Origin of the sequence: Parabacteroides sp. D25 (genome assembly GCF_000307475.1) — a bacterium.
GTDB lineage: Bacteria > Bacteroidota > Bacteroidia > Bacteroidales > Tannerellaceae > Parabacteroides > Parabacteroides distasonis.
Genome location: NZ_JH976500.1, coordinates 1 through 13,040, shown reverse-complemented (window position 1 = coordinate 13,040; position 13,040 = coordinate 1). Strand labels below are relative to the sequence as shown.

General features: G+C 50.4%; 8 protein-coding genes. 5 read left to right on the top strand and 3 right to left on the bottom strand.

Annotation, left to right across the window (positions count from 1 at the left end; translation table 11 throughout):
- Positions 1–6 precede the first annotated feature (6 nt).
- The gene (locus HMPREF0999_RS00040) at positions 7–1,578 is read left to right on the top strand and encodes a ClC family H(+)/Cl(-) exchange transporter (RefSeq protein WP_010185117.1); all 1,572 of its coding nucleotides are present in this window, start codon (positions 7–9) and stop codon (positions 1,576–1,578) included.
- A gap of 81 nt (positions 1,579–1,659) precedes the next feature.
- On the opposite strand, the gene HMPREF0999_RS00035 is transcribed toward HMPREF0999_RS00040, so the two are convergent.
- Positions 1,660–2,943, bottom strand: a complete 1,284-nt coding sequence (locus HMPREF0999_RS00035; RefSeq protein ID WP_005858308.1) for a DcaP family trimeric outer membrane transporter — start codon at positions 2,941–2,943, stop codon at positions 1,660–1,662.
- A gap of 143 nt (positions 2,944–3,086) precedes the next feature.
- Here HMPREF0999_RS00035 and HMPREF0999_RS00030 point away from each other — a divergent pair, with 143 nt between their 5' ends.
- The 4 genes from HMPREF0999_RS00030 (at position 3,087) to HMPREF0999_RS00015 (ending at position 10,573) form a co-directional block, all read left to right on the top strand.
- Positions 3,087–3,473 carry an HYC_CC_PP family protein gene (locus HMPREF0999_RS00030; RefSeq protein WP_005858311.1) on the top strand — a complete coding sequence of 129 codons (387 nt, stop codon included), beginning with the start codon at positions 3,087–3,089 and terminating at the stop codon, positions 3,471–3,473.
- Positions 3,474–3,710: 237 nt separating this feature from the next.
- Complete coding sequence (locus HMPREF0999_RS00025) at positions 3,711–7,457, top strand: efflux RND transporter permease subunit (protein ID WP_009274803.1); 3,747 nt, start codon at positions 3,711–3,713, stop codon at positions 7,455–7,457.
- 19 nt (positions 7,458–7,476) lie between these two features.
- Entirely contained in the window at positions 7,477–8,943 is a 1,467-nt protein-coding gene (locus HMPREF0999_RS00020; protein ID WP_010185127.1) for a TolC family protein, read from the top strand.
- Positions 8,944–8,947: 4 nt separating this feature from the next.
- On the top strand, positions 8,948–10,573 hold the full coding sequence (locus tag HMPREF0999_RS00015) for an efflux RND transporter periplasmic adaptor subunit (protein ID WP_009274801.1): 1,626 nt from the start codon (positions 8,948–8,950) through the stop codon (positions 10,571–10,573).
- Positions 10,574–10,735: 162 nt separating this feature from the next.
- Here the strand turns inward: HMPREF0999_RS00015 and HMPREF0999_RS00010 are convergent, their stop codons facing one another.
- Positions 10,736–12,181 (bottom strand): glycoside hydrolase family 30 protein, encoded by a 1,446-nt coding sequence (locus HMPREF0999_RS00010; RefSeq protein WP_008779458.1) that lies wholly within the window; start codon positions 12,179–12,181, stop codon positions 10,736–10,738.
- A gap of 27 nt (positions 12,182–12,208) precedes the next feature.
- On the bottom strand, positions 12,209–13,027 hold the full coding sequence (locus HMPREF0999_RS00005; RefSeq protein WP_029257248.1) for an alpha/beta hydrolase: 819 nt from the start codon (positions 13,025–13,027) through the stop codon (positions 12,209–12,211).
- Positions 13,028–13,040: the final 13 nt, after the last annotated feature.

Below are 13,040 nucleotides of genomic sequence, written 5' to 3'. Positions count from 1 at the left end.
AGTCCGATGGATAATGATCTCTTAGATATAACAAAATTGAGGCGCTGGCGGATCTGGAAATTGAAACTTATTGACGCCAGGCTTTATTTTGTAAGCATTTTCGTGGGATTGCTGACCGGGTTGGTAGCGGTACCTTATCACTATCTGCTCCAGCAGTTATTCAATAGCCGGAAACTTTTTTTCGACGGTCATTACCCTTGGTATTTCCATGTCTTGTTCTTCTTCACGCTATGGGGTATATTGCTTTGTGTGAATTGGATGGTCAAGAAGATGCCGCTGATTACCGGTGGGGGCATTCCCCAGACACGGGCGGTTATCAATGGCAGGATCACTTATAAGAACCCGTTGACACAATTAATCGCCAAGTTCACGGGAGGGATATTAGCAATCAGCGCCGGCCTGTCCCTTGGTCGTGAGGGGCCGTGCGTACAGATCGGATCTTACGTGGGGAATATCATTTCCAAATGGGGACACGTATTGGCTGGAGAGCGCAAGCAACTTTTGGCCGCCGGCGCAGGTGCCGGATTGGCCGCCGCTTTCGCCGCTCCCCTCGCTTCCTCACTTTTGGTGATCGAGTCCATCGAACGGTTCGACGCTCCCAAGACCGCCATTACCACCTTGCTGGCAGGGGTCGTGGCGGGAGGCGTAGCGAGCTTGATTTTTCCCTTCAACCCCTACTCGCAGATTAGCGCTATTGCCCCGCAGGCTACTTTTATAGATCAACTGAAGTTGTTCTTATTTCTGGCCGTGGTTATTTCCGTCTTCGGGAAAATTTACTCGATGTTTACCCTTTGGTGCAAGGATTTCTTTACCAGACTGAAGCATCCTCCTTATATGAAGATGTTGTACCTGCTTATCATAGCGTATACGATCTCATTGACGGAGATCGACTTGACAGGAGGAGGCGAGCAATTCCTTATCATGCAAGCGATGCATGGATATCACCCCGTTTTATGGATAGCGGCGATGATGCTCATCCACTTGATATTCACGTCTCTCTCTTTCTCCTCCGGACTGCCGGGAGGGAATTTCATCCCTACACTAGTTACCGGGGGATTGTTCGGGCAGATCATCGCCTTATTATTGGTGAAGTATGGTTTCATTGAGACGGAGAGCATCAGCTATATCATGTTAATCAGCATGGTAGGTTTCTTGGTGGCGGTAGTCCGGACACCACTGACGGGTATCGTCTTGATTACGGAGATAACCGGGCATCTGGATGTATTCTACCCCTCTATCATTGTCGGCGGGCTTACGTATTACTTCACGGAAATGCTACAGATAAAGCCCTTTAACGTGGTTCTCTATGACGAGATGATCTCGACTCCAGCCTTCCGTGCCGAAGGGCGTTCCAGCCTGTTCGTCGAGATCATGACAGGTGCCTATTTCGACGGGAAGGAGGTAGATCACCTCACCCTCCCCCAACGTTGTATCATCAAGACTATTCACCGGGATCGCAAGGACTTGGCTCCTGCTGGACAGACCCTTATCCCCGGCGATCAGGTAGAGATCGAGATCGATTCGCAGGATATCGAGAAGCTGTATGAGCCGCTGGTTAGCATGGCGAACATCTATTAATCGCTGATCTGCCAATCGCCTCGAAAAGAAATGCCACACCAAGAATCCCCCGGTGTGGCACATTTACAAAACGCTACATTATCAGAAGTTATATTGAGCGGAAACATTAAGTCGATTGGCGTGGCGGGTCATATCGTTGAAATCGGTACGCCAACCTCTCAAGTACTCGGCGCCGACTTGCAGATTGGCGTTCACGTTCCAGAAAATGTTGGCTACCAAGTATTGACCGTAGCGGTATTGATCCGACGGAGTAACCGGGTAATCATTCTCGCTGTATAAACGAGTCTGGCTATAGGTACTGGAGACGAATACCTTCGGCGTGATATTATACTGCAAGCCAGCATACCAACCCATCATCGGAAGCACTTGCATCTTGCCTTTGGCCTCGGGGTCCGGAACCAGATCCACGTCCAGATTACTGATATCATTCAAGAACTGGCTGATACCCCGGCCGTAAGTAGCCTGACCGTAGAAGTTCAGCTTGCTCGTCACATTGAACGTAGAGGCGGCAAACACGCCCCAGCCGGCCTTAGACTCGGCCCGTTGCGCCACCAAGTTCTCGTACGTCATATTACGTACGATACCAGCTACACGGATATGGCTGCTCTTATTCCAAGCGTATTGGATATAGGCAGGGAAGTTCGGCATACGTTGGTTACTGATATTCACGCTTTGGTTCGTGATGCCATCCACCACTGGCATCTCGATACCTACACCCGCTTTCCATCCCTTACCGAAAGCACGCTCATAGCGTAACAGGGTGGCACGGCTGAAAACCTGTCCGGCAGGCCCCGCATAATCGATCGAGGGCGGAAGAGCGGCCAGATCCATGAAGGTACTATAATCGTAACCCATCGTGAAACCAAGGAAAGACACATAGGCGTTCTGGAGCTCGAAGACCTTGCTGCCTCCCCGGAAGTTACCCGCCGTATACACGACGAAATCCCCGAGGTGTTTGGTACGACCCACTAATTTCAAGAATATCGTACTGGTAGTAGCGTCCATCTGGAACTGGTTACGGACGTAGTTCTGCCCACCATTCGGGATCATGGACGGATAAAAATCGACATCATCCGAGATCCCGCCGAAATCATACTCCGCCGTAGCCTTCACGTAACCGCCGATACCCAAGGCGAAACGTCCCTTACGATCGGTCAATACGAAGCGGGGGGCTTTCGGGTCGTGGAAACGAGGGCTCTGCGTCTCATTCATTATCCTCACGATTTCATCACCTGCCTTGTCTTGGCTGACAAGGACTATCGAATTTGGCGCATCATCCTCGATGACCACCTTTTGAGCCTTAGCGGGAGCCGATAAGAATCCCATACCTAGCAGTAATACTGCTCCTTGTACAAATAGTCTCATAAATGTGTTTTGTTTAGATTAATTACCTACCTTGAACAAGGCTATAAAGAAAAGGTTCTGATTTTAACAACCCTACGAGCACTTTTTCCACCCTATTGCCCGTTCAAAAAATATTCATATATTTGCGGAATATATTACTTGGGATGAGAAGATTTTTATTGTTCATACTCGCTGTTCTTTACCTCGGGGTTTCCTCCGGGTTTGCGCTGAATTACCATTATTGTATGGGTAAGTTGGCGGAGGTGAGTTTGCAGTATCTTGACACTTGCCCCAGTTGCGGTGAGGCGGGCACGTCCCATAAGTGCTGCTCTACCGAGACGGAATATGTTAAGTTATCCGTCGATCAGGATGTGGCGAATACGCTCGTGCAATTGTCCGCTCCTGTCGCTGTAGTTTTGTTGTTCGATCTACTCGACTCCTATAAGATCGCCGGGCGAGACGAGACAACACGTTCCAATCCCTTTATTAATCCACCCAAGGAGAATAGCGCTATCCCGTTATTCGTCCATCATTGTACTTTTTTGATTTAGCGTATAGGCTTCCTTTTTAAAAGGCGATTTACGTCTGTTTACGCACGAGTACCGGCGTAATCTATTGCGAGTACTGGAGTAATCCACCGCAAGTACTGGAGTAATCCATTGCAAATACTGGAGTAATCCATTGCGAGTACTGGCGTAAAGCATCACGAGTACTCATGTGATCGCTTGCCTTCAAAGACGAACAAATAAGCGTTCTCATATGTTTTCAAATCATAAAAGCTCATTCAAATGTTAAATAGAATCATTCGTTACTTCCTTGAGAACAGGGTGGTAACCTTACTTTTACTAGTGCTGATTATCGTATGGGGCATTTCCACGTCCCCCTTCAATTGGCACGGAGGGATCATTCCCCGGAATCCGATTCCGGTAGACGCCATCCCCGATATCGGCGATAACCAGCAGATCGTGGCCACGGAATGGATGGGCCGTTCGCCGAAGGATATACAAGACCAGATCACCTATCCGCTGACCACCTCTCTTTTAGGTATCCCGGGAGTGAAGACGATCCGTAGTTCCTCCATGTTCGGGATGTCCTTCATATACATTATCTTCGATGACGATATAGAGTTCTACTGGAGCCGTTCCCGTATATTGGAGAAGCTGAACTCCCTGCCTCCGGGAACCTTGCCGGAAGGCGTACAGCCTACCTTGGGACCGGACGCTACCGCCCTCGGGCAGATCTATTGGTATACGCTGGAAGGACGGGACCCCAAGACCGGTAAACCTACCGGAGGCTGGAACGCCGAGGAGTTGCGTACGATACAGGATTTCTACGTCAAGTACACCTTATCCTCCGCAGAGGGGGTATCCGAGGTTGCCTCGGCGGGCGGTTTCGTGAAGGAGTACCAGATCGAGTTGAACCCGGATGCCATGTACGCCTTCAACGTCTCCGTGATGGATATCATGAGCGCCATCAAGAAGAGCAACCTCGATATCGGCGCCGAGACGATGGAGATCAATAAGGTGGAGTACCTGATCCGGGGCTTGGGGTATATCAAGAATGTAAAGGATATAGAGAATGCCGTCATCACCGTTCGGGAAAGCGTGCCGGTTCGCATATCGGACGTGGCCTTCGTGAATATCGGTCCGGGAACCCGACGGGGAGGGCTGGACAAGGAGGGTGTGGAGGCCGTGGGCGGAGTGGTCGTAGCCCGCTATGGCTCCAACCCCTTGGAGGTTATCAATAACGTAAAGGCGAAGATCAAGGAGATGGAACCGGGATTACCCCAGAAGGTACTGGCGGACGGGACGGTCTCCAAGGTAACCGTCGTGCCGTTCTACGACCGTACGGGGCTTATCAAGGAGACGATCGGGACGTTGGAGACCGCCCTCTCCCACGAGATATTGATCTGCGTGATCGTTATCATCGTGCTGGTGCTCAACCTAAGGGCCTCTATCGTTATCGCCAGCATGCTACCGATAGCGGTGCTCGCCACGTTCATCATCATGCGTTATACGGGGATAGCGGCGAATATCGTGGCTTTATCGGGTATAGCAATCGCCATTGGCGTGATGGTGGATGTAGGGGTCGTCTTCGTGGAAAGTATCATCCGTTACCGGGAGATGCCCGAGAACAGGCATATACAGGGGGGAAAGGCGTTTGTCAACCTTATTTATAAGGCGGTAAGCGAGGTGTCCGGGGCGATCAGCACGGCGATGATCACGACGATCGTCAGCTTCCTCCCCGTCTTCACCATGGAGGCGCAGGAAGGGAAGATGTTCTCGCCCTTAGCCTACACCAAGACGTATGCTTTGGCTTCCGCCTTCGTGCTGGGATTGATCTTGCTTCCTTCCCTATCGTATTGGTTGTTCTCGATAAAGATCCATTCAAGGCTGATACGGAAAATACTGAATTGCCTGTTGATCGTGGCCGGAATCGCCTTACTTATTATTTATGGAAGTATTCCGGCTATCGGGCTAACGGCAGTCGGGGTGAATAATCTATTGTCCGGTTATTGGAAGAAGCCTCAAATGAGCACTTATATCAATATCGGTATCACCCTCTTTGTCACGATCTATTACCTATCCGAGGAATGGTTGCCGATGGGGCCGCAAAAAGGGATGCTCGCCAATATCCTGTTCGTGGCGGGTTGCGTAGCCATCATCCTAAGCATCCTGTGGCTGCTCGTTATGTATTATGAGAGGATATTGCGCTGGTGCTTGGATAACCGCTGGAAATTCATGTTGATTCCGGGAGCTACCATCGTATTCGGTTTCTGGATATGGAGAGGCATCGGACAGGAGTTTATGCCTAGCCTGAACGAAGGTTCTTTCCTACTGATGCCGACTAGCATGCCGCATTCCGGTATCGAGCAAAACCTTGATTATATAGAGGCGCTCGACAAACGGCTGGCCTCTATCCCCGAGGTGGAGACCGCCATCGGTAAATGGGGCCGTGTAAACTCCGCCCTCGATCCAGCGCCGGTACAGATGTTCGAGAATATGATCAACTACCGTCCGGAATGTATCCTGAATGAGGACGGGAAAAGGGAACGTTTCAAGGTAAACCGGCAAGGGGAGTATCTCCTAAAAGATGGAGGCGTATATAACCCCAAAGACGGTTTCCGGCTGATTCCCTCAGACAGCCTGATCCCAGACGCTAAAGGCGATTACTTCCGCCAATGGCGACCGGAGATCAAGAACACGAACGATATCTGGCAACAGATCGTGAACGTCACCCATCTTCCGGGATTGACTTCCGCCCCGAAGCTGCAGCCTATCGAGGCCCGTCTCGTCATGTTATCCACCGGTATGCGTGCCCCGATGGGTATCAAGGTGTATGGCCCGGATCTGGAGACGATCGAGAAAGCCGGAAAGGCGATCGAGAAGGCATTGAAAGAGGTACCCTCCGTTATCCCCTCTTCCGTATTTTACGACCGTGCGGTAGGCGCCCCTTATCTGGAGATCGAACTGAACCGTGAGAATATGGCCCGTTACGGCGTAAACGTGGAGGACTTGCAAGAGATATTAAGTGCCGCTGTCGGTGGCATGGTACTGACCCGCACTGTGGAAGGCAGGGAACGTTTCCCGGTGCGCCTACGCTACGCTCGTGAGCTTCGAGATAATCCGGAGGCGCTAGGTATGATCCTCGTACCGATCGCCACTGGGGCGCAAGTCCCGCTTAAAGAGCTAGCCGATATCAACTATACCCGTGGAGCGCAGATGATCCAAAGCGAGAACACTTTCTTGGTAGGCTACGTCATCTTCGACAAACTGGCGGGGAAGGCGGAAGTGGATATCGTGAAAGAGGCTTCCCGCATCCTTGAGCAACAGATAAAGGAGGGCGAGTTGAACCTTGATCCCGGCGTATCCTATAAGTTCGCCGGCAATTACGAGCAGCAGGAGCGTGCCACCAGCCGGCTGATGATCGTCGTTCCCCTCGCCTTGTTGATCGTCCTGCTGGTTCTATACTTTCAATTCAAGACGGTCACTGCCTCACTGATCCATTTCTCCGGGGTGTTCGTGGCCTTCGCCGGAGGTTTTATCTTGCTATGGCTTTACGGACAGGATTGGTTCATGAACTTCTCCATCGCCGGAGAGAATATGCGGGATCTTTTCCAGATGCACACGATCAATCTGAGCGTGGCAGTCTGGGTCGGTTTCATCGCCTTGTTCGGTGTGGCTACGGATGATGGGGTATTGATGGGAACCTACATCCATCATGTATTCCTCGAGCGAGACCCCCGCACCAAGCACGATATCCGGGAAGCGGTAGTAGCCGCCGGACTGAAACGGGTACGCCCAGCGGCCATGACTACAGCCACTACCCTGATCGCTTTGCTCCCCGTACTTACCTCTACCGGTAAGGGGGCGGATATCATGGTACCGATGGCTATCCCTACGTTCGGAGGAATGCTGATCCAGAGTATGACCATGTTTGTCGTTCCCGTCCTGCAATGCTGGTGGCGGGAGAACGCTATAAAGAAAGAACAAAAGAATAAAATTCAAGAGGAGGTAACGACTTATGAGATATAAAAGAATCAGATCAATCATCATGGCAGGTGTACTGGGGATGCTAAACATCCTTTTCGCTTACTCCCAGCCGGCCGATAGTTTAGGCTATTATCTGGAACTGGCGGCACGTAACAATCCGCAGATCAACGCCGACTTCTCCCTGTATAAGGCATCTTTGGAGAAAGTCTCGCAAGCCGGAGCCTATCCGGACCCGGAACTGGAGATCGGTTTCTTCCTGAAACCGATGGAGATCTTGTCCGGAAAGCAAATAGCGGATTTCACCTTGATGCAAATGTTCCCTTGGTTCGGTACCCGGAAGGCGGCCCGCAACGAGGCGACCGAGATGGCCCGGATGGCTTACGAACAATTCCGTAACAGTCACAACAACCTGTATTACGAGGTGAAGAGTCAATGGTACCAGCTTTGCAATATCAGCGAGCAATATAAAAATACGCAGGCGAACCTTCGTCTGCTAGACCAGTTGGAACAGTTGGCATTGAACCGCTTCTCCGCTCCGTCGGCGAAGGCGGGCGGTTCCTCCGTCCTACCCTCCCCCGTATCTTCTGCTCCATCGACTCCTCCCGCCGTATCCGGTGGAGGTATGTCGGGTATGGGAGGCAGTAGCATGGGAAGCCCTACGGTACAAAGCACGGGAGCATCCGGTAGTACGATGTCCGGAATGTCCGGCGGTAGCCCTATGGGTGGAGGCTCTATGGGAAGTGGCAACTCTATGGGCGGAATGTCGGACGTACTGCGAATCCAGATGGAGAAGGTAGAACTGGAGAATACGCTAGCCTCCTTGTTATCGCAACGGAAAACGGCCGAGGCTGCTTTTAATACGTTGCTCAATCAGTCGCTAGCTACCCCGATTTCCGTCCCCGACTCGTTGGAACGGCTTCCTCTCTCATGGAGTGAGTCGATGGCTCTTGACAACGTCATCTCCAACAACCCCATGCTTACCATGCTGGAGGCGGAAGGAAACGCTTACCGGGCCAAGGCGGAGATGGACAAGAAAATGAGTTACCCCATGCTAGGTATCGGCCTCCAGTATTCCTTGATCGGGAAGAAACCAGAGGATATGTCTATGGGCTCTATGTCCGGTATGAACGGAAAGGATATGTTCATGCCCATGCTAAAGATCAGCCTTCCTATCTTCCGTAAGAAATATAACGCACAGCAACGGGAAAGCAAGCATTATTGGAAATCCAGCGAGTTGAAGTACGAGAACACGATGAACCAACTGCAAGCCGAGTATATCCGTATTACCCAGCAATTGGAAGATGCCGCACGGAAAATCGATTTGTACCAGAAACAATACGATCTATCGTTGGCCACCTACCAACTGATCGTCCGGGAATTCTCGACAGGAAGTACGACCTTGACCGACGTGATCCAAGTGGAGCGACAAATGTTGAACTATCACTTGAAGAAAAGCGAAGCGATAGCGGAATATAATACCCAAATCGCCGGAATCGAGAAATTAATATCCATCTCTGTAAACGAATAAGAAAATGAAAAATATAAATGAAACCGTAAAATCCAAGTACCTGATATATATCCTGTTCCTAGCGGGCGGCCTCTTGTTGGGCTGGCTCCTGTTCCATAACTCCGATACCGACAGCCATACGTCACAAGCGAGCGAGACCGGCACGGAAGTTCACGACCCTACGCATGGCCACGACCTCCAACAGAACGAGGCCGGCGAGTGGACTTGTTCCATGCATCCCCAAATTCGCCAAGACAAGCCGGGTAAATGCCCTATCTGCGCCATGGATTTGATCCCTGTACGTAAGAGCTCCTTCTCCGACAAGGCCATCGATCCCAACGCCATTCAGCTTTCGGAAGAAGCAGCAGCCTTAGCGGACGTACAAACCTCCAAGGTATCCCGCCAGAATCCGGTCAAGCAAGTCCGTTTATACGGCAAGATCGTACCGGACGAGCGTAGCCTGCAATCTCAAACAGCCCATGTAAGCGGACGCATCGAGAGCTTGAACGTTGATTTCACGGGTGAGACGGTGCGTGCCGGACAGACCCTCGCTACCCTCTACTCCCCAGAGCTTTTCACCGCCCAGCAAGAATTGTTGGAAGCGATCCGCATGGGACAATCTCAATTGATACAGGCCGCCCGTGAAAAACTATATTTATGGAAGATGACAGATGCCCAGATCGCCGCTATCGAGAAGTCCGGCTCTATCTCCCCGGTTGTAGAGATCAAGTCGAACACGAGCGGTATCGTCCTGTCCAAGCGGGTAAGCCAAGGTGATTATGTATCCCAAGGAGCTATCCTTTTCGACGTGGCGAACCTCACGAAGGTATGGGCCTTGTTCGACGCTTTCGAGGTGGATCTCCCTTTCCTTAGCAAAGGTGATCCGGTGGAATTTACCCTGCAAGCGCTACCCGGCAAGAAGTTCTCGGGTAAGATCTCTTTCATCGACCCGATCTTGAACACGACGACCCGTACCGCCAAGGTCCGTGTAGAGGTACCGAACGCCTCTTTGGAGCTCAAGCCCGAGATGTACGCCACGGCAAACGTAAGCGCCCCGCTCCGCAACTATAAGAACGAGATCGTCGTACCGCAAACCGCTGTGCTCTGGACGGGTAAACGTGCTATCGTGTACGTAAAGCAACCGGATACGAATACCCCCGCTTTCTTGATGCGTGAGGTGGAGCTAGGCCCTTCCCTTGGTAACTCTTATGTTATCTTGAATGGCTTGCGAGAAGGTGAGGAAATCGTAACCAACGGAGTCTTCGCCATAGACGCCAGCGCACAGCTGGAGGGAAAAACTTCCATGATGAATAACGGCGACGAGCCCGCCAAGCCTATGACTGGGCATGAGGGGCATATGATGCATGCGCAAAGCGCCACGGGGGTAGCCTCCGAGCATGCCATGTTCGGTGTCAAAGGCTCTTGCGATATGTGCAAGGAACGTATCGAGAAAGCGGCAAAAGGGGTAAATGGTGTGTTATCCGCTCATTGGGACAAAGATACCCAGATGATCCATCTCCAGTACGATCCCCAAAAGACCTCCACGAAAGCGATCAGCAAGGCGATCGCTAAAGTAGGCCATGACACGGATATGGATAAGGCGGATAAAGCCGTATATGATAAGCTACCGGCTTGTTGCCACTATAGATAAAGTATTGGACATTCGGGGGTGTGTCAAAAGTGTGAACATGGCACGCAGATAACGCTGATTGAGCAGATGACCGCAGATTTATGATATGAAAATCAATATATTATCTGCGTAAATCTGCTAAATCTGCGTGCCATAATACCAACTTTTAACACACCCTCCTTATTAGTAAAGATTCCAACGAAAAGAAGCGACTGCTTTAGCGGGAACCTCGTAGGTAAACGAACGTTCGCCGCTGTTTACCGTTATATTTTTAGTCCCGTCCGTATTATTTAGTAATACGAGCGCTTCCGTTCCATCTAAATTCTCGAAGGCGGAATACATAATCCCATCAGCCGTATACCCTTTAGAGCCGATCCGTACTGCCCCCGGTTTCACCACAGAGGATAAATGACCGATAATATAATAATGAGAATTCCGGGTAATCGTCTTATAATCCGAGCGATCGATATCCACAGCACCATAACAAGTCTGGCAACCACCCTCTCGGTTCGGTCCCCGCTCGTTGTCCAGCATTAAGTTCCATACGATAACTGCCTTACACCAGTTATTCACCGTACCCAAGGCCGTCTCCTCCATATCTTCCATCAAGCGTTTCTCTAAGTTACGTCCATCATTCCACATGCCGATAGAAGTTTCCGTAAATATTAATTCTTTATCGGGAAACTTGCCGTTTACGTTATTCAACTCTTCCCGGTCGCCCCCGTAATTATGGTAAGCGGCACCTGTCAGGAAAGAAGCGGCATTCTCATCCTCGTAGATTTTCATCGGATAGCCTTGCTGCTCCAACATATTATCGTAATTGTAATTATGGTCGAATGCGTAGATCTTCGTCTTGAGGCCAGTCTCTTTCAGTTTAGGGCCTAGAGCGTCACGCACGAAAGAGAGTTGCTCCTCCCATCCCATAAATAAGGAAGCGGAATTTCCTCGGTTCAAAGGTTCGTTTTGGGGAGTTATCGCCTCGATAGGAATCCCCTCGGCCTCCATCGCCTGTATCCATTTCACGAAATAGGTAGCGTAATCTTGATAATAGGCGGGATTCAGCTGTCCGCTAGTCCACGACTCGAACGGACGTAAATCCTTTAAGTTATCCACCTTCATCCATCTTGGACAAGTCCAAGGCGATCCCAAGATTTTTATAGAAGGGCTGATCGCCAAGATCTCCTTCAAGATCGGTATCACATACTCCTTCTCCTCGCTCTGCAAGGCGAAATTCTCGACACCCTTCGTGTCACAACAAGTATACTCACTTAAAGAAAAGTCCGAACAGCCGATCGAGATACGGATATAGCTATACCCCATCCCCTCCGTATCAGAGAAAGTCTCTTTCAGGAAAGCTGTCCGATCCTCGGGAGCCATCCGCATCAAGTTATAGCAGGTAGAGCCTGTCACGGCGGCGCCAAAGCCATCCATCGTCTGATAGCGGACCGAAGGGTCTATCGTTATCACGGAAGGCGAGGCGGCTTGTTTGTCCCCCAAGGCGATCTCACTTCTCACGAAATCTTTCGCACGATCGTTTGTCGTGACATACACCGTTACATTGTCCGAGGTCTTCGCTCCAGAACATGCGTTCAAGCAAATCAAGACCATTAATAAAGAAAAGAGAACCATACGTATTAAATTAAATAGTTTATCGAATTACCGGGTTTCTGAACCTTTCAAGATCGCCTTCACGTGATTCTTTAAGATGTGGAAGGCAGGAGCGGCCATCGATCCATGATCATATCCGTCCAACTCATAGATATAAGTATTCTTATGTCCGGCCACTTTCATCATACGCCAAAAATAGGCGTTCTCCTCATAGCGGCCCAGCATCTCCATCTCCCGGTCGCCCGAGACGATAATCAATGGAGGAGCGTCAGGACGTACGTAAAACAAAGGGGCGAACTCGTCGATACTCGGTTGGGTATCTTTCATCCCCTTCGCCTGCCGATAAGCGAAATGGCTGATCGCATGACCGCTGAAAGGGATTAATGCGGCGATGGAATCAGCATCTATCCGGTACTTAGTCAACCACTTCTTATCCAGTCCGACCATATTTGTTAAATAACCTCCAGCGGAATGACCTGAGACAAAGATTTTACGCCTATCCCCACCATACTTCTCAATTTCGCTGAATGTCCAAGCGACAGCGGCGGCGGCGTCATCGATACAATCGCTCAACGTGGCTTTGGGTAGCAGACGGTAATTTACGGCGATAACGGCTAATCCGCGGTTCTTCAATTCCTCCGGGATGAATTTGCTACCTCCCGACAAGCCGCCTCCGTGAAACCAGACTACCGTAGGGAAGTCTTTTGCGTTCTCGGGATAATAAAGATCCAATTTACAACGTTCCACCGCATATGGATTTTTCGATTGGGTATAAGAGATATCTCTGACTATTTTATAGTCTTGATCTTGCGCCGCAAGGATATTACAGATAAACAGACTAAATAGAAATAAATAGATTTTCTTCATGATATTAGATAAT